The organism is Pedobacter sp. MC2016-15 (assembly GCF_026239695.1).
In the GTDB taxonomy this organism is placed as follows: domain Bacteria; phylum Bacteroidota; class Bacteroidia; order Sphingobacteriales; family Sphingobacteriaceae; genus Pedobacter.
The window spans coordinates 233707-253714 of the sequence record NZ_JAPIVS010000006.1 but is presented as its reverse complement, the minus strand read 5'-3'; the positions used below and the strand labels follow the sequence as shown (position 1 = coordinate 253714).

Below are 20008 nucleotides of genomic sequence, written 5' to 3'. Positions count from 1 at the left end.
TTTTGAGATTATTGATGGCTATAATCAGAATATCAGGATTCCAAATTCAAAACTGATTCAATTGATCTTTCTGGATCTGATTGCGCAATATCAATCCTCTTCCCGGACAGCGATGTGTTGCATTGAAATTTTTTTAATTTATCTTTGTATGCGGCTCGTCCAGTGTCTCTTATCCTGCATACATCGTTCGTATACTGGTCATATACTGGTTTGTATTGGAACGGTTCTGAGACACTATTGGAACGTCCTTGGAACACCGTTGAGACGTACCTGGAACGTCCTTGAAACGGCTGTATACCTCTTAATGAGCTCTCAGCGCTGTTCTAAGGCGTTTCCAAGGCCTTTTTAAGCCCATTCTAATATACAACAGTGTACGACCAGTACATAAACCATATATACAGGCAATGATTCTTTTAAATATTATTTGCAAACCACAAACAAATTACTACTTTTGCCCACCCACGGGGGATTAGCTCATTTGGCTAGAGCGCTTGCCTGGCAGGCATCGTGTAATGACCTCACATAGCTTTTAAAGCACTATAATTCACATTTCTTTTATTCTCACACTCTTTTCACACTGTATCTAACCTTGTTTGTATTTTGTTAGTTAATGCAAGCTAATTATTTTAATCAAACTTATAAGATCTCATCATCACCAATGCTATAATATCCATGCTGTGATATGATCAAATGATCAAGAATTTGCAGATCTAATAATTTCCCTGCTTCCTTCAGTCTTCTTGTCATTGCCAGATCTTCAGTACTCGGATCAAGTTCACCACTGGGATGATTATGACAGAGTATAATTCCGGATGCACAGGCTTTCAATGCTGCTGTAAATATCACTTTAGGATCAGCGACAGTTCCACTGAAGCCACCAGATGAAATGTGTACCAGTCCTAATACTCTGTTCCTACGATTCAACAGCAGGATTTTAAACTCTTCTAATAACTCGATCTTACCCAAATCCCAGTGCTGTATTAAAATATTGTAAGCATGTTGTGATCTGCTGACTTGTGGTCTCTCCGAAACCTTAAACTTTGGCTTATAAGTTATCTGTACTTCTGCCACCTCTAATAATTCTGATTGTAATACCATATGATTTTAATTAATTATGGTAACTCCAACCAAGCTTTCAGCACAACTAAGTCAAGAAGCAACGGAATAAATGGCTTTGAGCGCAAAAGCCATGTAAGCGTTTATGCCGGAATATCTTGAAACGTGTTGAGCTGATAAGCCTTAGCTTTGTGCAATGATTAATAAATCATATCTTAAAATGGGACAGTCGATACAGTGATTATACCCTACTAAACTACTGTCCTAATATTCGTGAAATTAATATTTCATTTCTTTGCTTATATTAATCTAAAGGTTTAGAGGTAACAAACTTAACGTTGTAGAATATTTAATACTTCAGTCTAAAACAAATACGTTATCGTTGACTGTATTTATTATAACACAATAATGCATATACAATAGTTTGAAGATCCATTTATCAAAATACACGTTATATTTTAGAACGGTGAATGTTTGGGTGTATTTCTTTGTATTACATCATTTAAGATTTCTAATTTTTCAGGGCTAAGACGCTTAACTGATTTTTCAGATAAATCGAATTGTGTAGACCTAGATAACACGCATATTATTATTTTACATATCTCTATGTCATTGTTAACAGTAAATTCCTTCCACTTTTCGTCAAGCTTAGACCTTTCTATAAAATATCCTATTTCACTATCGAGAATCTTTTCGGCGATTTTTGGTTTTGTTAAACCATACTTTTCAAAAAGGTCAAAAGCTCTATTAAGATTACCATAATGTCCCTCTATTGCGGAAGTTACATAACTATCAAAATAAGAATTAAATGCATAACTATCATAGACTGCAGGAGTACCTATGAATATTTGTTTTATTCCAAATAAATCAATAAACTCTTCAATGGTATTGGCGACGGTAAGATGATAATGTTCTCCGCGCATTTGTCTAACCCTAAATAGATGCTCATTAAGCTTACATGTGGCATCGTATTTGGCCAAGTTACCTAATTGAAACTTTGCTGATTCTTTATAAGAATGAATTCCGTGCTCCAATTCCACGTATAGTGAATAAACCTTAATTAATTCTTGGTTATCAGTGTCATAGAGATTTTCCAACCTTTTCAATTCCTCTAGTATATAAATTCTCGCCGACGGTATTTCATCATATACCGTGGACAAAGCTCGAAAAATGGCATTCTCATTGTGTATGGAAGTTGAGTCGAGATTATTATCGATGCGTCTGATTCCGTTAATTAGAACTGCTTTTACGGTTTCGCTGCTTATATTCTTTAGTTTAGAGAGCATTCTAATTAAAAATGGCAGCCCATTTTTAGAGTTTTGCATTTGTTCCTTGAAGATATCGTCAATAATGTCATTGTCGGCCTGATCCTTATCAATAAGATTTAACAATAATTCTAACACGATATACCAAAACGGATTTCCAATATATTTTGTAAGCAAGTTGTTTCTTTCTATTACCAAATGTTTTTTCTCAATATTTGAGTATATCCAATAAGCAGTGTAGTATTCAAGGAATGTTTTATGTGTAAAATTGTTATCAAAATATAAAGATCTTTTTTGAGCATATTCCATAAAGGCATCCGCCATATTTTCACAATCTTGATCGGAACCAATGTTTAAACGTAAAATTGATTTGGCAATAGTTTGTCTAGCCCTCACATAAGTGATCGTTATTGCATTGCTGCTAAGTTCATTGTATTGCCAGTGGGCTAGGTCAGCAAATAATTTATCTTTCTCCTTAAGCAGTTTGTGGTCAAGGTTTATGATAAGTTCCTTGGAAGCATCCCATTTATCAACCAACGTTTTAGTGCAACTTTGATAAATCTCAAGTTTGGATTCTGGTAGCTTTAGAATATTGCGATAAAGAATAACAATTAAGGATAACAGAAGTGGATTGCTTATTAATTCGTGATCAATTTCATGCATTTTGCTAGTGAAGCCTAAAACCTCTCTTTCTCTAATTTCAAGAACGTCTTCTTCTTTCTCATACCACTTATTGACATATTCCTCGACCTTATCATTACTAAAATTACTAATATAAATAACCGAAAATGTCTCATTTAGACTAGCCTCGTCATACCCTATAATTCGAGATGTAGTAATTGAATGGATTTGCGGAAATGAATTGTGAAAATTTTCTATATCATTTTTAGTAGCAATTTTGTCGTTTACATCAAAAATCTCATCAAGTCCATCAAATAGAATTAGGCAATCTTTATTGAGCAAAATATCATTAATGATCTGTTCAGTTACATTGTTTATTAAATATTCTGTTTCTAATAATGATACTAGATATTTTATAAAATTGCCTCTATTTTCTTTTTTGAAAGCAAGATAATTTCGTAACTCTATTCTAAATGGTAACTTATTAATTAAGTCGCCTTTGAACCTATCATTTTTTTTCAACAACACGTCGCAAACTATACTTTTGATAACCATTGACTTCCCGGACCCTGGATTACCTAAAATAACAATTTTCTTATTTATTTTGAAAATATCGTCGTATTCAACACCATCATTGTTTCTATTATAAAGAGTAGTTAATGTTGCGGATTCGCTTCGCCCTTCCAATATCTGAAATAGGGGCTTAACGAATATATCCATTAAATTCTTTCGATGTTTTTTGATTGAGATATCTATTCCCAATCCAATAAAGCTTACTTGTGAAAGATTATTTATTGCGTTCTTACTATATATATCGTTGAAGGCGTTGAAATCAAAGTTGCTATCGATTTTTTCTGCTAATGACTTTGCAATATCCGAAAGTTTTTCAACTGTGATATCTGAATTACTGGCTATAATTCCAATATCTGATGCCAGGCCCTGTAGCGATACAAATATTTCATTATTTGATAGAATAGAATCAAACGTTAGATCCTTTAATAATTCAGCCCGTAACTTATTGATGAAGGTCTTAATAAATTTTGAAGGAAGACTTGTGGTATCAAAACTTGCATTTATTTTAACTAAGTTTATTTTGGACGTTTTAAACAGTAGTTTAAATAATTCACTGAAAACTTCTTCCTTATTAAAGAAGTAATCTATACTTCCACCTAAAACACTTGGATAGTCAGCTTGAAGCTCTTTAGATACTTTTGACACTGCCATTCGGAATTTTATATCGATATCATCTGTGTTTGAAATCTTCTTTGTAAGGCCATCAAACCCTTTATCCGCTATCTTTCCTATCAACCAGCTAGAAACACTAATACCCAAACTCATTGAATCCATTATAATAATTTATTAAGTTTATTGAAATAATTTAGTTCGGTTTATTGACTACAGAACGTTCAAGATTGTTTTATTTATCGATATTTATTATGGCAATACCTCTTATTATACCGTCTATCGAAGAGGCTGCTTCTATATCATCAACTGATGACTCATTTTTTCTTTCTAGAGCTATCATTTTTGCTCGCTCATATGAATCTGGATATAAATCTTTATTTTGTTCTAAGAAAGCCAAAGAAGCCTGAACATAGCCTCTATATCCGAAATTCATTTGTCTGCCTTCCATCAATAATTGAGCTGCTTTACTAACTTTACGAATTCTAGACAAAGCATTGTATTGATATACAATATAGCCGCTCAGCATTGATGTTAAAATTATGCAAATGAAAATTGTTCGTTTCTTACTTCGCCACGAATCTGGCAAAAAAAATGACGCTATCCCTATTATAGAACTAACCAATCCCATTAAACCTAATATATCCATCAATTTATTTTTGCCCTAATATAAATAACTCCGTTATAATTTAATGTTGAGAAAAAATAAAAAAGTTCAAAATCATAATTAATCTTGCAAGTCAGTAAATATACTATGTGTTTAACATATAGAAGCAATGTGGGCGACATCAATCTTCTGGAAATGTAGCTAATGTTCGCAGATGCATACCGTATTATGACCGCATGCTTTGTTAAACGTTTTATCTATGATTCTATACAATAAGAAAATAGGACAGTAAATAAAAAGGTTATACCCTTATAATTTACCGTCCTATTGGTTATGGTATATTACTTGCCTGCACTTATGCGATACTTCTTATAAACAGTTAGAAGTGTAAAGCTTACATTTGCGGAATTTAAAAGTCAGATAGTATATCATCCAGGATTTGATCTGCGCCTAATAACTTATTTTGGACTATTCTGAATAATTCGCTAAAGCTCTCGTGTGCTTCCTGGGTTTTGATTTCACTATTTTTGTAAGTAACATAATCTATAGTATCCCAATACTCACTCGGAATGGCAGCCAAGTCTTCGATAGTCAAGGTCTCTGAAGTGTATAAGTGAAGTATATAATCACCTTGACTATTCAAAATAATAGACCACTTATACCTTTCCTTATAAAGGAAAAAATATTCTTGGTCATTTCTTTTAACATTTGTAATCTGCTCTTGATGGCTGATCATAGCGTTAATCGCTTGTACTATCTTCATTTCAATTATTTTTATTCATTACAAAATTCGACACATCTAATGTCCTCACACTCTCTCGCAACTCACTTACCAAGCTACGTTTTTTCGGTTCAGTTATTGGTTTGCCTTTACTCGTAAATACCGAAAGTTTAGTTAAAAGTCCACCTAATTGATCTTTTAAGTATATATTACCTAATATTTGACCTTCGATATCATGGAATATATTTATAACCTCCAGGTTTTGCTCTGCATTACTGGCGTTATAATCATTCAATCTCTCAATCTTATATTTTAATTCGGATAATGTTAATTGGTTCGAATAATTTAAAATAGAATTTAGTGCCGAAGCAAGTTTATCCTTATTGGTAAGATAAACATATATAGCCATTCCTGAAGCTAGAACTGTTAGTAGATTAGCTGTAAAGTTTACCCAGAAGTCTATTTCTTTCATTATTTAAAAAAACAAGATGGCGGTGGTAAAACTGTTGCGATATTAATTTCTAAGTGCTCAGGTTTAATATAAGCTTTAGTCATCCTCACCTGGTCTTAATCCAGTTGGTCTGCCTTTATTAGTCCCGCCCTCATTCAACCTCCGCTTTCTTTCTTCGTCTTGTTGCTTTTTGGCGAATTCCTCCCGCTTCCGAATCTGTTCTTCTTGCTTGACTCTTTCCTCTGCTTGCTTTCTTTTTAAATCTTCGCTATTGCTCATAATCTATATGTTGTTTGAATAAAATAGTACCATCGTCACCATGCCTGTAACCAATAAAAGCATACTCAACCCGTTAAGGATTAAAGTTGCTTTATTATAAGTAGTACACCAAAATTCCAGTATTTTTTGGGTCCCAATTGTTTGCTTATTTCTCTTAAGCCTTATTAGATTATTTGATACTTCGATGTCTTTCTGATTTGCAAAGTATCCTGATATTTGAGATACTAGGTTAGCTAGGATAGAACCTATCATCATTAACCATCCAAACTTTAATAAAGAAGTATCAACCTTAGGTATATTTGCTAACAATCCAGAAGCGGATCCAAGAGATAACACCAATGCTCCTGTGGCTAAGGAAATAATCAGAATATCAAACCTATCGGAAGAATATTTCATTGCCTCTTCGGCTTTTGCAATGTGCTTTTCAAGTTTTGAAACATAGCGATCGCTCGTGTCAACAAATGCCAATGAATTGATCCGTCGTGGTACAATAAAATTTTGTTGAGGCGCTATCTTCATAATATCTTCTTTTGCAAGATTTCACTACCAATATAGGATATAATCTTCAAAAGACCAATCTTTAAGCTCATCGCCTGCTAACAAGTTGAAGGAGTCTTAAAAGAAGTAGGCCATTGCGATTTTGACTGTATGCAGAAGATCAGCTGAGGATTGCTAGTTGGAAAGGCAGTATGAGCAATCGTCACTGAACAATTCCTTCCAAGACTTTAAATAGCTATTGAATTACTAAAAATATTAGTATAGCTTTGTGGTATGGATCAAGGAGCATTTCAAATTAGTCAGCATGACCAACAGCGCAATGGTGTTGAAACTATGGCTTTACAGGCAACACGTTTAAACTTCTGGATATTTGATACACAAACGAAGGTCTGGTACACACCAGAAGAATTTATTCAGACTTTTGTCAAAGCACCATATCAAGAAGGATTATTACGTAGGTTTAAAACACTAGATCCAATGCAGGGCTTGATGGCTGCCGATATGCAAATAGAGAAGATATTAGAGAAGAAGCAATTGTTAAACAATCGTGTAGTTGATTATTACAGAAACAAAATTAAATAGACACGCTTATTATCTATAAAGTTTTTGCCAAAACCATCACTGCCAAAGGTGAACTGACCGAAGGTATCAAAGGAGGAGCATGAGAGTGCGACTTTAAATCTATAAAAAAAGTATTAGGATCACAGATGTACAAATCAAGTAATCAAGCTTCGAACAAAGTCCCGCGCTAATTTGACCTCTGGATCATTTTTTAAATCCATTTTTAAAGCCTCATTCACCCATTTAGGTCCATGATTTCCAATTGTTCGAATAAAGCCCTCCAATTCACCCACCTCCACAATTTTTATTCCTAATGAACTTGCATAGTCATTCAATCTATCGTATGCCTTCATATGCTCTCCAGACGGGATAAAAGATTTTCCAACTTGCTTAGCATTAGACCAAGGTGATGACTTTTTCAAAGCGGATGAAATCTTTTTTATCGTATCACCCGATACTATATTAGTCGGAGCATCACTAAAAGCTTTTTCAATTTCATCTTTTAAATCTTTTGCCAGCAATTCAGGTTTCTTGGAATCGATAGCGGATTTAACATTTCTCCAGTCATCTTTGATCGTATGCCATAGTCCTCCTAGTTCAAGCAAAATATCTTTAAAAGGGCTTTCGCTATTTAATATATCAAAGTCTACTGCAACTGTTATTGGAACTCCTAGGCTTTTTAAAGCCCTGATGACAACAGGTATGCGATGCTTTCCGCCGCAATGTATAAATAGCACATCAGGACTAATTCCATTCGTATTTTCATATAATGAATAGAGAACCGCCGAATAAAATCTGCAATCAGAGTCACTCTCGCATATAATTACCTTACTATGAAATAACCCATTTAAAATATTTGAATGTCGTAATAACGAGTCGGACCAAATCTCGTTAATTTCCTGAGTATTTAGTTGATTGACAATATTTATATTTCCTTCTCTTCTTAACCTTATTATTCTGACATTCTGATTGCCAGAATCCAAAAGCCCCTTTAGAAATTCTTCACTATGAGTGGATAAGAAAAGTTGTCGATCCATAGGTAAATCTTTTGCAAGCATTTTCCCTAGAAGTCTTGCCTGCGGTGGATGTAAAAAGGCTTCCGGTTCATCAATAAGTTGTATAGAATGTTCTGAAACGAAGGCACTAAGTAATACTCCTACGAAACTTCTCATACCATCACCCTGCAAATGCAGCTGAGGCAATGCTTCTAATTTATTCAAGTAGCCCCTAGAAATACGATCTTCCCCCTCATTAATCTGAGGTTTATCACCCACGTATAATGGAACCGTGCTTCCAGCATTTCTATGTAAGATTAATTGCTTACCAAATGCTTGGTAAAAGTAGTTACTAAATCTTTCCTCTAATCTATCATCAGACTGTAAGAAATGAATTGGGTGGCTAGGCGGTTCAGAGGTGATAGCAATGTTAGGGGCTGGATTTGCGGCAGTGAGTCTAGTCTCTGTCGACAATAAATTGACAAAAAGCGAATGCAATCTAGACAAACCGCTTCTGTATTCATTCCAAAAATGCAATAAATTATCCTTTGGCACGGAATATCCTATCCCTGAAAAAGTTGGATTTTGCTGTAGGGATGAAGATTGTTTGGAAGCTGCAATCAAGGATTCGACTAGGTCATCAACATTGCCTATAGATTCAATTTCGACATGTGTTATGATCTTTCCTGTGCCATTGGACTTAAGTAATTGAAATATCTCTTTTAAAGAGGCACTTTTTCCCATATTATTAGCTCCAACAAATACAACGATACTGCTCTCATCAAGTGTGACTGTTGTACCATCATTTACTGTAAATTTACTTATCCAAACTTTATTCTTCATACCTATCATTTGTGTTGCCGCTTAAATATGTGCGAACCAATAGAACAAATTATTAATTTTATCCGACTTTGTTATCTTTTTTTACATTATAGTAAGTTACTAATGTCAGCGAACCTAACCACGCGAATTTGAGGTTAAAATGTACGCAGAGGCAATGCCATGAGTATGTTAAAGATTTCAATTATTTATACTTAACGTATGAACTTATTGATCAAAGTAGGACCGTAAGATATAAGTTATAAGCCCTAATTATAGTTGTCCCAATATTACTGACAGTATGATTTATTCAGCCTGATGATTATCATACCAGTAAGTTCTGAAGGCTCTGGTAGAAGGCTTGAAGGTTAGTTTATTACTAGACTAAATACCTCTGTTCATTTGATGGGGAATATTTAAACTTTTAATTAACACGGCTGTAAAGACGAATATATTTGAATACAGCAATTTTAGCTAATTAAAAATTGATATATTTAGAAAAACAAATAAAATTATGCAAATTAACAGTCTTGATTTACATAACATTGGCCCTTTTAAAAACGAATCTATCTGCTTCATAAAAGATGACAATGATCGTAACTATCCACCGGTTACGATAATTACAGGGGACAATGGTTCTGGAAAAAGTATTATATTGGATTCTATTCGCGCGTTAATAACTGGAGGTTATTCAAGCGGTATGATTGAGAGGGCGATTGTTTCAGATCCAAAGGATTTCAAAGCATCAATGAATGTTACCTTAGAGGATCTTCAACAAATTACCATTGAATCAACTAAGTTAAATGAAAATGGTAAATTGTTCGAATTAACTTCGCAGGATTTTGGTCTAGCTAGACATGTTTCTTACGGAATAACCTTAAAGCCAACTTGGTTTATTGATTATTGGACATCAAAATTATCTACAGATTCTTTCGAACAAAAAAACATTCGTCCAATTGATCCTAAACTTCTGTTTGCAGGCGCATTGAGTGGAAAACATTCAAATCTAGAAGTCAGTGAGTCTATTACTTTCTTCGATTATTTGAAAGGAAGTGACGATTCAGAAGAACAAAAAATGGGAACCGAAATTTATGATGCAATAAAGACAATTATTAAAATGTCCGTAGCTAATGGAAACTTCCACAATGTTTCCCGTAGTACCCTACAACCTATTATTAAGGTGAACGGAAAACTTTTGACTCTTGATAAGCTAAGTAGTGGAAATGTTTACATTCTCCAAAGGCTTATTTCGTTATTAACCAAGGCTTACTCAGTGATGGAGTTGAATAAAGATAGTAATTTGTTTAAATCAGTATTCGATGTACCTGGTATTTTACTTATTGATGAAGCAGAGAATCATCTTCATCCCAAATGGCAGAAGGTGCTGCTTAAGAATATATTAGAGGTCTTTCCTAAATTGCAGATAATAGTAACTACCCACTCGCCTTTTATTATTTCATCCGTAACGAATGCAAATATTTACGTATGTAAAGTACACGAAAATGAGTCGTCGATTGTAGATGAAACAGATCTATATTCGAATATGCCAATAGATGAAATCCTAACTACAGAACTATTCAATACATTACCTTTTAGCGATATCATCAGTCAATTAATTGAGGCTCGGAATAATGCTATTAAATCGGGCAACAAACAAGAAGAAAAAAGATTGGAAAATCAATTATTAGAAATTAACCCTCAATACTTTTCTTATTTATTATTTGACGATAAGTTGAAAGAATTATTTAACAACAAAAGATAATAATGAGGTCATTATTAAGACTCGCAAAGCCTCAGATTTTAGTTCAAAGAGAGGCATTATGGTTAGACAGATTTTTGGCCACGCCATTAGGTACTCGTCCGCCATCCTACAAATATAGGCACCAAGAAATTTTAAGTAGGCTTCTTGATACAAGTTATCAGAAATGTTTCTATTGCGAATGCTTATTGAAGGGCGTTGCGTCGGAAGTAGATCACCACATCGAAGTTGCCATTGATAGGAGTTTAGCTTTTACTTGGGACAATTTATATCTGGCTTGTACAAATTGTAATGATAAACTTAATCACAACGAAATACCAATCACAAATGCTTTGGATCCATGTATTAACACAGATGCAGAAATTAATGAACATCTGCGTTTCGAAGACGATGTTATCTTACCTAGGGGGAACTCCATTATGGGCTCAAATACTATAAAAAAATATAAATTGGGAACTATCACTTCGGAATACCTACGAATGAAAGAGCTCAGAAAATTAAGTAGAATACTGGAGAAGGTATTATTGGAGTGCAATCATGATCATAGAGAACCAACTGAAGAAGAGTTGGAGTCGATAAAAAGCTTTACGTACAGGGAAAAGGCATATTCATTGATGTTCAAACAAAAACTTGATGGCTTGGGTTTTTAATGGTTATTCAGATGCTACAAAACATGAAAATCTGTTTTTTTACTTTGGAACGCCAGTTCTCTTTTCAAACGTAATGTTAATCATATAATGTCTCACATCACTTTATAAATGATAATATGCACATTAAGCTCACCGGCTGCGAACGGAACGAAGGTGTCAAAGGAGGAATGCGCAAGCATGACTTTGACTATGTTTTTACACGAACAGCTGAAGCATGAAAGCTGTGAAGCCTGAGAGACTGCGTAGGTGAGCAAAACTAAGAAAGTTTCTGGATTGTAACCATGAACAACGTGAATGTTATGATACAGCAGGTACTTTCACGAAGCAATCCGCTTGCTTTAGCAGAATACATGACAGAATAAAAGTGATGGAGTGAAACCAGGCTGATTAAGCCTAGCTGAAGGACTGAGCATTCTGGCGTTGATTCTGCAAGCTTAGTCATTGCGAAGTACCTATTTTCCTAGCACTGGCTTTCATAGCACCACCGCAGTAATGATAGAACGAACTGCCCGCAGGATCAGAAGTAAACTTTTACAGATTGAGGTCAAACCACAAATTGAAGACTATAGCCTGCCTTTCTCCCCTTAAGCAGCAATTGCGGGAAAAGGCAGGCGTTATAGGATGAGCTTTTATATTTTTAAAATGGATAACCGTTATGATTACCTCTTGCTTCTGGTCTGTCTAAATCTGAGGTTATCAAATACACCGCTGCGATGAATATTAATAACACCAGGAGCAACCACAATAATCGGGAATACTTCATATGTAAATTGTTTGTAAATGAAAAAAGCCACTTAAAAAGTGGCTCTCGTTTGTTATTAAGATGGTTTAAATAGGGTATGATATTATTAGGCCCTTACCAAAAGAGTTACAAATGCTATCTGCATATCGGCTTTGATTAACAAGTCTCCTGTCTCTATCCATGATAGGATCACTCTCCTGTAAAACTGAGCTTGGTTGTCAATGATCAATAAGGAATGCGAAACAAGACCACCGTCACACATAGTCTGCCATAATTAATGATTTTAGATTGTAACAGATCATCCAGAACTATTTTGCTTAGTGATAAAGGCTTTCTAAGAAACTTAGGTAGCGACCTTAGTTTGCATGACTTATTAATATTTGCAAAGAAGTCATCGGCACTGATTAAACAACGAGGCTCTTTACTCAATTCTGCTTCATCTTCGCCCGTTGGACTTTCAATTGTGAAGTCATTCCAGATCCAAGGATTAGAATAAGCGTACTTTATTCCGTAAGGATCGAGGTTGAAACCACTATGAAGACTTTGACGCCATGCGGTATTATATTCAGCCTGATATACATAACTAGATAATGCATTAATCATCTTTTCTTAAATTGTTAATAGTGCTTTATAGACATTTTTTAATTGAGACGCTTTAATTGGTATTCTATCTCTATAGGACTTCCTTGTTGCTTCATCTTGACCTTAATATACTCGCTATCAGCTTTAGGATGGCGACGAAGTCCTGCAGATACAGCTCCGGCAAAACCTGGAGCTTTTTCAAAACTGACTACTATTTCTCCTGTTGGACTTGCATACCGTCCTTGCCGATAGCTTCCTGCTATCGAGGTAAGATACATGTCTTGTAAAAAGATCTTATCTTTATTAAATACAACTTGGATTATACCTCCTTTATTTTTGCCGTACACAGGATAGGAATTTGGTTTTAAAACATCTATAGATTTAGAACTGACAATTTCATAATTCTGAGGATTGCCATACATTTCAGAGATCAGTTCATCATCTGATTTACCTTCCATACTTTCTTGATAGATTTCCTGATCATTCTTGGGCTTTGGTTTACAACCAATAGCAGCTGTAATTAAGATGAGAGCAATAAAAATAGTTATACGTTTCATGATTATAATTTGATTTGATAAAACTAATAAATACTTAGATATAACTAAGCGTCTGATAGTGATTTAATTTCGTCTTTAGCAATGTGTCTAAAGCGTCTTCGAAATCCAGAATAGAGCTGTTTGTAATAGAAAAGGTGAAATCTTTAAGGGAGAATGCAAAGATCTCGCAATCAGAGCTAGCTTTTAAATTGGGTGTTTCTAACGGATTTATTGGACAAGTTGAAAGTGCAAAGTTCCCTGCCAAGTACAACCTTGATCACATTGATAAACTGGCGAAGATATTTCACTGCTCGCCTAAAGACTTACTTCCAGACCAGCCATTAAACAAGGACTCAGAAGAGTCCCTGTAATGAAGATTAAGAAGGCACCTTTTCTTCAGTATGTATAGTTACATAATCATGCTCCTGACTAAATAATCTATTTATAAAGAAAGGTTGAATGTCTGTTGCGCAATGATCGATTCTGATGCAGTTTTCAATATTTAGTTCACCAACAATGGTATTTGTTGTGTTAAATACAATTCTGAGCATTCTATTAAAGATCTTGTCACCAAATCTGGTAAGTGAATCCTCATCGTAGGATACGTAAATCATACTGTAACCAAATCTGTTGCGGGTAAGAGTAAAGTTGTGAAACGAGCTGAGCCATTCATTTATAAGATTAGTAGGCTTCCCGGAATTAGCATGATCAACAGATACACTCATCCGGTATTTTAAGCTGTCAAATGCTGTTAGTAATTCTCTGGTTTGTTTAACGATACTGTGGTAGGCTTCTTCGACTTTTACGTTTCGTTGCTCCAGGTTAGATTCGATTAGTACTTCTGTGTTTTCATTAATAACTGTCATGTCTTCTGAGTTTGAAAGGATTTGGGATGGATTAATTGATTGTGATTTAGTTGATTGATTTTTTGATTGTTGTGAATTTTTAGCCATAGCTGTGCGATGCCCTGTTATCTGGGCTTGATTTTAAAAAGGTTTAATGGATTATTGATGAATTGGTTATGCAGTATTGGGATTGGTGGGATTGAGTTGATTAGAGCATACTATTCCGATGGGCGGAATTTGTCGTATAAGTCTAATAAGTTGAGATAAGAATGCCTTTGACGGGCATGTTTCTTTTATAAAAGAAACGCCTTGATATCGACACCGTTGCTGCGCGTTTCTCAAAGTTTACGTTCTGTATATTATTTCATCTCCCCTAAGACAAGGTTCGGGGGAATGATGTGAGATACCATCTGAGTGCTTGGTACAAAAAAATATGAAAAAAAAATTAGATGCGGAGCTGAGAGGGTTTTCCAGTTCCTCTGCTCATATCTTTGTTTTCCTCTGCTAATACATATTTTGCTATTTTCTCTATTAAAGGTGTTTTAGTTTATAGCAGAGGAAAAGGAAATCATTAATACTTGATAATTCGTAACCCATTTACTGTTCCTATCCTCACAAGCTTAGTATCAAATTGAAAAACTGTCATTAAATCTGTTGCGTAAGCCGTAAAGTAATCGCCAGTTTTAGGATTTAATCGCTTATATTTTACGTATAAAGAGCGGAGATATTCAGCAATGTCAGTTTTTAGTACATCCCTGTTACCCATTCGCGCATAATACTCTGCTTTAATAAGCACCACGTTGCGTTCATTGATTGACATTATCACCTCTTGTCCGATAAGTTTTTCATTATAGCGTAGTTCCTCCATCTTATCTCCACCAATTTCCATGTATGCATCACAGATTGGCTGTACGAGCAGAGGTAAATTATTGCGGAAATTATTTAGTACCAATACGTCAAAGGTTGAAGCATCACTTGCTCTTAAATATTCAACAACTTTCTTGATTCTATTGGCCTTGCTGAGTTGCTCAAAGTTCTTTGGTAACCTAGGAATGTAGTCGTTAACAGATGAACATTTATACCCTGCTTCTGTCCAAGCGTCCTCTATTATGGAGATATGGTTATATTCCTGATCTGTCCATTCCAGATTAGCGATCTGATCAACTTTAAAAGTGTTCAAAAAAGCTATGCCAATATCGTCAAAGTCTGAATACTTCTTTACCAATGTATGATAGTCGACGTCATAATACGTCAAACCAGTAAATACTTTGTTCGAGTGATTGTTAAAATCGTTAATAGCATCTTGCCCGGTAGACTTGATCAAACTTTGAAGCTCCTCAATTGGAGTGCGGCTGGCTTTGCTCCGGCTATTAGTTATATGTATTATTTGATTAGAGTAATACCTATTCCTTCCAGCAGCTTGAACGCATTTATTGGATATGCCAGACTTTAGCGTGTAAGAATTTATATCTGATAGAATAATGATCGTAGCTTTAAAATCATAGAGATCCCAACCTTCAAAGTACTTTGTTGTATAGAAATTGAACTTTCGATAAGTGTCCTCCATTGGAGCTTCTCTATGATTCGATCTGAGATCATCAAGCGTTTCTATATTACCCTTATCCTTGGTACAAAAAACGCTGAAATCCTCTGGTTTTAAACTTGCACGTGTGATTGTATCAACAATGCCCTTCACAGAGTTTAAGAATATATGCACCCTTCCTGGGAATGCCTGCGGATTTATCAGCTTTGAGTGCAGCAGCGCTTGAGGATCATTAGTATTCTCAACACGCATTCTTCCCACATGCCCTCTAAACTTGATATTATAGATGTCAAAACCTTTAAAATCTTCGCTAGAGAAATTGAAAGGAGTTGCGCTAATCAACGCTTTATGCTTGAATCTAAAGAAGAATTCAAATGCATCCAGAATATGGGTTCTATAGCTATCTGTAATAGCAGTATGCGCTTCGTCAAAAAGTATGAACCAAGTATTGTATGTAGAAGACTTAGATTTGGAGCATTTAATTACCTTGGACAGACTCTCAGGAGTACAAAATATTTTTTTACCTACTAGATCTGAATCTATGAATTCGGTTAATTCTGCTTCAGCCTTTTCACTCAGTGATCCTCTGACTGCGCGATAATTTGGTAGCAGCTCTCCATTCTTGTAGCACTTATTATCAATAATGGCATTTGTCGGGACTATGATAATGGAATTCCTTTTTGCCTTAATCTCAAGATATGTCCCACCAATACCGCATCTGCCTTTGTTAATAATTGCGTTGTTTGGTATAATTAGGAAGGCCTTGTTTAGCCTGTGTTTAACTTTTAATCGGAAATTATAGGTTGTTTGTAGTTCTGTTCTCTCCGTAAATGTTAAGTATCTGCTGTAATCTATTGGTGTTTTCATCTGTTGGTTGATGCAAGCTTAAATGCCTGCATGCCACAAAGATTCTCCTAAATCGAAAGTGAAACCTCACAACGAAAACCACTAATACCAGACTAAAATATAGCACTGATTTTCAGTCAATTGCGATTTATAAACATAAAAAAAGACGGTTTATAACCGTCTCTCATTTTTCTTATTGAACATAGTAAGGAAGTTGGTAAATCCTTCGCTCCTTAAATAGACCGGATCATCATAATCATCGATTTGTCCGGCTTCATTTGCAATTAGTTGCGCATTTGCAATGTTGGTGATTTCTGGGTCATCCGGATCTAACATATTATCCAGATCAACTTCTGGCTCCACTATTCCCCAGTCTATGGAATAAGCCTTCTTATCTGGATCTAAAGCATCAATATGTGTATGCATCGCGATGATAATTAATTCTTCGTTTGCAAGTTTATCGATGGGGAACTGCTTTTTTGGTCCGTTTGACTTCTCATTATATAAAGCTCGAATGCGAATCTTTATACGTTCCTGATTGTAATTTAAACTGGATGAAGCCATGAAATGAGCTTCCGCTACTGGCATTGGCTTGCCATTAAATAATTCGTTGTAGGCATTAATTACTTTGTAAGTGCCGACCTCTGGTGCTTGATGATTCATAATCTTTAGTTATTTGCTGTTATTAAGTATTGCAAATGTCACTAAAGCATGAAGGTTGTAACGCACAATAGAATTGATAAAATGCCATCAGAAATATAGCACTATAAGTCAATTTGTTACATAATATCTTCCCTGATTATTGCATTCATTGGCTCTATACCTGCTTTGTTTTTAAGCACCATTCTAATGTAATTGAGAGCATCAACTTCGACGTCATGTTTAACAGACAGTAATCCATGTATCGCACAAGTGGTATATATTATTCTTGCTTGATCATTTGTTAAAGCCTTATTATCTGGATTTAGATGTGAATACTCAGTTAGGTAGTTGCGGAGGGTTGAGCATACAGTGTAAAGGAAATCTGCCTTGAATGCTTTAGTACTTACAGATCTGGCTTGGTCTGCCATTGTTTTAATAGCGTCTAGAGTAGGAACGTCTATTTTACTTAACCTATTGCTTATATCAAAGGAGTAAGAATCAGACATACTCTTAAGATGATTAAATTGCGTTATGACCATATTATCAATCAATTTCTGAACCACTTGAGGATTATTAAACTTACTATAGTTGATAAAATGATTATTAGACTCCCTCTTGCTTGTAATCTCAATATTAATTGAATCAGACTTCTTCTCCTCTTGGATTGAAAGCAGGTTTACTAACAGCTCCAGTTCTAAAAGTGCTTTGTCATTTTTAGGTGCTTCTGTGTTAATATAAGTGCCTTCATTATTCATTAAAGCTTGGGTAATAAAAACAACGTTACCTAATTGATGTATTGCTTCGAGGCGGTTAAAAACTTGTATGTAGTTGAAAACTAATAGTTCCGCTTCCTCCTTATCCTCCGCTGTGACAGTTAGATCAAATAAATATGGAGTAAGGGAATCCGATGCTTTATAATTCCCTGTGTCATAAAGTGCTTTCACAGTGAAATGATAGTTTTTGAGGATGTCGTAACTGATTGAGCTTTCAATAGTAATAATATACTGTTCCATTGTAAGTGCTATTTGACCGCAATAATACTTATAATTCTATACTGAGGTCAATAAAAAAGTAGTAGCGAAACGGTTTTAACCCGTTCCGCAAACTAATCATTTATCCAAACTATCTGCAACTACTGCATTGGCATTATCTATGACGTCCTGATCGAATGAATCAAGATACACTGCCGTTGTTTTATTTCCATATTCGTGGCCTAAGCATTCCGCAATTATTTCAATACTGAAGCCAAGTTTCTTACAAATCGTAGCCCATGAGTGCCGGGATGTATAGGTTGTAATTGTTTCATCCGTTTCAATTTCTTCAGCCATCCTTTTTAAATATTTATTAGCTAACCGAGTACGATCTTTAATTAAGCGTAACCGCTCTTCATCGTTCTTCGTTCTCCTGTTTACTATTGGCAGGATGAAGCCATACGGTTGTTTCTTATATAAATCAATTATTGCCAATGCCTGTGGCACCAGTTGAATGTCATATAGCTTACCGGTTTTTTGTCTTTTATAACTGATGCGACCGTTCTTAATATCATCAGGTTTCAATAATGCTAAATCCACGAATGAAATGCCCATCAGGTAGAACGAAAGCATGAACCAATTACGGACATGCCATATTGAGGACTGTGCAGGCAAATCAAGTTGCATTATATCGCTGATCAATATTCGGTCAATAGCCCGTTTCTTGGTACGTTCTGCCTTTAAGGTAATATCGTGGAAAGGGTATAGGTTACGATCAACGAGTTTATGTTTTATTGCCTTATTATAAAAAGCTCTGAGCGTCCTGACATAGAAGAAAGCTGTATTATGCTTTACCCCACTCCTGAGCAGGTGTTTATTATATTTGTCAAGGAATTGGAAGTCAATCTGTTCAAAGTACAACTCATCGTCAGGGTGAAACTTTCTTAAAGCATTGATAGTAGATTCGTATACCCAGGCATTTCCAATCTTATTATCGAGGCGAAGTTCCTCTATTAGTTCATTTGTAAACTCGTATACGGTTTTCTTGTGTTCAATTACTTTTTCCTTAACTTTTACAGGCTTCAAATATTCATTTACCTGTTTGTCATCGGCCAGGAGCAATGTTGATTGAAGGTCAGCAACTTGCTTTGTTAATAACCTGTTGAGTGCAGGTGCTGTTGGATGATTTTTCTTTACTGCTTTTTTATTGTCATCCCATTGTGATTCCAGTACATCAATTTTAGTAGACCGTGTAGTTGATGCACCGTTGTGATAGATGCGTAAGCAAATAGGATAGGAGTTATCCTTTTTAATTTTTCTCTTGTCTAAGAATACTTTTATAGTAACCATAATCTAATTGTTATGGTCAGATACCGTAAGATTTTCACACTGTTCTCACACTGTTACCGTGTGAAAAACCGTGTGAGTTTTAAAAGTGAAGAATAGTTGTGATGTGAATTTATAGTTAACCATTTGAAAGTAACTCGTCCAAATACCCTATTAAAGCTTATAGTGCCACTTATTTCAACTTAAATTTGCAAACCACAAACAAATTACTACTTTTGCCCACCCACGGGGGATTAGCTCATTTGGCTAGAGCGCTTGCCTGGCAGGCAAGAGGTGACCGGTTCGAATCCGGTATTCTCCACTGGAAAGCTTCAGAGAAATCTGAAGCTTTCGCATTTAAAAAGTGGTAATTATATTGAACGCTTCACAATCAGGTCTTTAACTGATTTTGAACAAAAAGGGGGGATACCAGAGTGGCCAAATGGGACAGACTGTAACTCTGTTGTCGCAAGACTTCGAAGGTTCGAATCCTTCTCCCCCCACAATTACC

18 protein-coding genes and 2 tRNA genes are annotated in these 20008 nt (G+C 35.2%); 6 read left to right on the top strand and 14 right to left on the bottom strand.

What is annotated here, in order from left to right; translation table 11 throughout:
- Positions 1-636 precede the first annotated feature (636 nt).
- The 7 genes from OQY15_RS18280 to OQY15_RS18250 form a co-directional block, all read right to left on the bottom strand.
- A complete protein-coding gene (locus OQY15_RS18280) occupies positions 637-1098 on the bottom strand; it encodes a JAB domain-containing protein (protein ID WP_265793362.1) in 462 nt (153 codons plus the stop codon).
- 416 nt (positions 1099-1514) lie between these two features.
- On the bottom strand, positions 1515-4280 hold the full coding sequence (locus tag OQY15_RS18275) for an NACHT domain-containing protein (RefSeq protein WP_265793361.1): 2766 nt from the start codon (positions 4278-4280) through the stop codon (positions 1515-1517).
- Between the two features lie 79 nt (positions 4281-4359).
- Complete coding sequence (locus OQY15_RS18270; RefSeq protein ID WP_265793360.1) at positions 4360-4773, bottom strand: hypothetical protein; 414 nt, start codon at positions 4771-4773, stop codon at positions 4360-4362.
- Between the two features lie 367 nt (positions 4774-5140).
- Entirely contained in the window at positions 5141-5494 is a 354-nt protein-coding gene (locus OQY15_RS18265; RefSeq protein WP_265793358.1) for a hypothetical protein, read from the bottom strand.
- 1 nt (position 5495) lies between these two features.
- Entirely contained in the window at positions 5496-5924 is a 429-nt protein-coding gene (locus OQY15_RS18260) for a hypothetical protein (protein ID WP_265793355.1), read from the bottom strand.
- Positions 5925-5999: 75 nt separating this feature from the next.
- Positions 6000-6182: a hypothetical protein gene (locus OQY15_RS18255; protein WP_265793354.1), complete on the bottom strand. Its 183-nt coding sequence runs from the start codon at positions 6180-6182 to the stop codon at positions 6000-6002.
- A gap of 3 nt (positions 6183-6185) precedes the next feature.
- Entirely contained in the window at positions 6186-6701 is a 516-nt protein-coding gene (locus OQY15_RS18250) for a hypothetical protein (RefSeq protein WP_265793353.1), read from the bottom strand.
- A gap of 252 nt (positions 6702-6953) precedes the next feature.
- Between OQY15_RS18250 and OQY15_RS18245 the strand changes: the two genes are divergently transcribed.
- Complete coding sequence (locus OQY15_RS18245) at positions 6954-7262, top strand: hypothetical protein (RefSeq protein ID WP_265793351.1); 309 nt, start codon at positions 6954-6956, stop codon at positions 7260-7262.
- 134 nt (positions 7263-7396) lie between these two features.
- Here OQY15_RS18245 and OQY15_RS18240 read toward each other — a convergent pair whose 3' ends face one another.
- Positions 7397-9079, bottom strand: a complete 1683-nt coding sequence (locus OQY15_RS18240) for an AAA family ATPase (protein ID WP_265793350.1) — start codon at positions 9077-9079, stop codon at positions 7397-7399.
- A 490-nt stretch (positions 9080-9569) separates the two neighbouring features.
- On the opposite strand from OQY15_RS18240, the gene OQY15_RS18235 reads away from it, so the two are divergent.
- Complete coding sequence (locus OQY15_RS18235; RefSeq protein WP_265793349.1) at positions 9570-10817, top strand: AAA family ATPase; 1248 nt, start codon at positions 9570-9572, stop codon at positions 10815-10817.
- 2 nt (positions 10818-10819) lie between these two features.
- Positions 10820-11464, top strand: a complete 645-nt coding sequence (locus OQY15_RS18230) for an HNH endonuclease (protein WP_265793348.1) — start codon at positions 10820-10822, stop codon at positions 11462-11464.
- A 1383-nt stretch (positions 11465-12847) separates the two neighbouring features.
- On the opposite strand, the gene OQY15_RS18225 is transcribed toward OQY15_RS18230, so the two are convergent.
- The gene (locus tag OQY15_RS18225) at positions 12848-13345 is read right to left on the bottom strand and encodes a hypothetical protein (protein WP_265793347.1); all 498 of its coding nucleotides are present in this window, start codon (positions 13343-13345) and stop codon (positions 12848-12850) included.
- An 83-nt stretch (positions 13346-13428) separates the two neighbouring features.
- Here OQY15_RS18225 and OQY15_RS18220 point away from each other — a divergent pair, with 83 nt between their 5' ends.
- Positions 13429-13695: a helix-turn-helix transcriptional regulator gene (locus tag OQY15_RS18220; protein ID WP_265793346.1), complete on the top strand. Its 267-nt coding sequence runs from the start codon at positions 13429-13431 to the stop codon at positions 13693-13695.
- A 6-nt stretch (positions 13696-13701) separates the two neighbouring features.
- Here OQY15_RS18220 and OQY15_RS18215 read toward each other — a convergent pair whose 3' ends face one another.
- The 5 genes from OQY15_RS18215 to OQY15_RS18195 form a co-directional block, all read right to left on the bottom strand.
- Positions 13702-14277 (bottom strand): hypothetical protein, encoded by a 576-nt coding sequence (locus tag OQY15_RS18215; RefSeq protein ID WP_265793345.1) that lies wholly within the window; start codon positions 14275-14277, stop codon positions 13702-13704.
- Positions 14278-14740: 463 nt separating this feature from the next.
- Entirely contained in the window at positions 14741-16579 is a 1839-nt protein-coding gene (locus OQY15_RS18210) for a DEAD/DEAH box helicase family protein (RefSeq protein WP_265793344.1), read from the bottom strand.
- Between the two features lie 150 nt (positions 16580-16729).
- The gene (locus OQY15_RS18205) at positions 16730-17221 is read right to left on the bottom strand and encodes a hypothetical protein (protein ID WP_265793342.1); all 492 of its coding nucleotides are present in this window, start codon (positions 17219-17221) and stop codon (positions 16730-16732) included.
- Positions 17222-17337: 116 nt separating this feature from the next.
- Positions 17338-18213: a hypothetical protein gene (locus OQY15_RS18200; protein WP_265793341.1), complete on the bottom strand. Its 876-nt coding sequence runs from the start codon at positions 18211-18213 to the stop codon at positions 17338-17340.
- Between the two features lie 96 nt (positions 18214-18309).
- Positions 18310-19521: a site-specific integrase gene (locus tag OQY15_RS18195; protein ID WP_265793339.1), complete on the bottom strand. Its 1212-nt coding sequence runs from the start codon at positions 19519-19521 to the stop codon at positions 18310-18312.
- 224 nt (positions 19522-19745) lie between these two features.
- Here OQY15_RS18195 and OQY15_RS18190 point away from each other — a divergent pair.
- Both OQY15_RS18190 and OQY15_RS18185 read left to right on the top strand, forming a co-directional pair.
- Positions 19746-19819, top strand: a tRNA-Ala gene (locus OQY15_RS18190).
- Between the two features lie 98 nt (positions 19820-19917).
- A tRNA-Tyr gene (locus OQY15_RS18185) sits at positions 19918-20000 on the top strand.
- Positions 20001-20008: the final 8 nt, after the last annotated feature.

What these genes read in the sequence shown, in the direction of transcription:
- OQY15_RS18280 (WP_265793362.1), bottom strand. Translation starts at nt 1,098, where the DNA reads ATGGTATTACAATCAGAATTATTAGAGGTGGCAGAAGTACAGATAACT.
- OQY15_RS18275 (WP_265793361.1), bottom strand. Translation starts at nt 4,280, where the DNA reads ATGAGTTTGGGTATTAGTGTTTCTAGCTGGTTGATAGGAAAGATAGCG.
- OQY15_RS18270 (WP_265793360.1), bottom strand. Translation starts at nt 4,773, where the DNA reads ATGGATATATTAGGTTTAATGGGATTGGTTAGTTCTATAATAGGGATA.
- OQY15_RS18265 (WP_265793358.1), bottom strand. Translation starts at nt 5,494, where the DNA reads ATGAAGATAGTACAAGCGATTAACGCTATGATCAGCCATCAAGAGCAG.
- OQY15_RS18260 (WP_265793355.1), bottom strand. Translation starts at nt 5,924, where the DNA reads ATGAAAGAAATAGACTTCTGGGTAAACTTTACAGCTAATCTACTAACA.
- OQY15_RS18255 (WP_265793354.1), bottom strand. Translation starts at nt 6,182, where the DNA reads ATGAGCAATAGCGAAGATTTAAAAAGAAAGCAAGCAGAGGAAAGAGTC.
- OQY15_RS18250 (WP_265793353.1), bottom strand. Translation starts at nt 6,701, where the DNA reads ATGAAGATAGCGCCTCAACAAAATTTTATTGTACCACGACGGATCAAT.
- OQY15_RS18245 (WP_265793351.1), top strand. Translation starts at nt 6,954, where the DNA reads ATGGATCAAGGAGCATTTCAAATTAGTCAGCATGACCAACAGCGCAAT.
- OQY15_RS18240 (WP_265793350.1), bottom strand. Translation starts at nt 9,079, where the DNA reads ATGAAGAATAAAGTTTGGATAAGTAAATTTACAGTAAATGATGGTACA.
- OQY15_RS18235 (WP_265793349.1), top strand. Translation starts at nt 9,570, where the DNA reads ATGCAAATTAACAGTCTTGATTTACATAACATTGGCCCTTTTAAAAAC.
- OQY15_RS18230 (WP_265793348.1), top strand. Translation starts at nt 10,820, where the DNA reads ATGAGGTCATTATTAAGACTCGCAAAGCCTCAGATTTTAGTTCAAAGA.
- OQY15_RS18225 (WP_265793347.1), bottom strand. Translation starts at nt 13,345, where the DNA reads ATGAAACGTATAACTATTTTTATTGCTCTCATCTTAATTACAGCTGCT.
- OQY15_RS18215 (WP_265793345.1), bottom strand. Translation starts at nt 14,277, where the DNA reads ATGGCTAAAAATTCACAACAATCAAAAAATCAATCAACTAAATCACAA.
- OQY15_RS18210 (WP_265793344.1), bottom strand. Translation starts at nt 16,579, where the DNA reads ATGAAAACACCAATAGATTACAGCAGATACTTAACATTTACGGAGAGA.
- OQY15_RS18205 (WP_265793342.1), bottom strand. Translation starts at nt 17,221, where the DNA reads ATGAATCATCAAGCACCAGAGGTCGGCACTTACAAAGTAATTAATGCC.
- OQY15_RS18200 (WP_265793341.1), bottom strand. Translation starts at nt 18,213, where the DNA reads ATGGAACAGTATATTATTACTATTGAAAGCTCAATCAGTTACGACATC.
- OQY15_RS18195 (WP_265793339.1), bottom strand. Translation starts at nt 19,521, where the DNA reads ATGGTTACTATAAAAGTATTCTTAGACAAGAGAAAAATTAAAAAGGAT.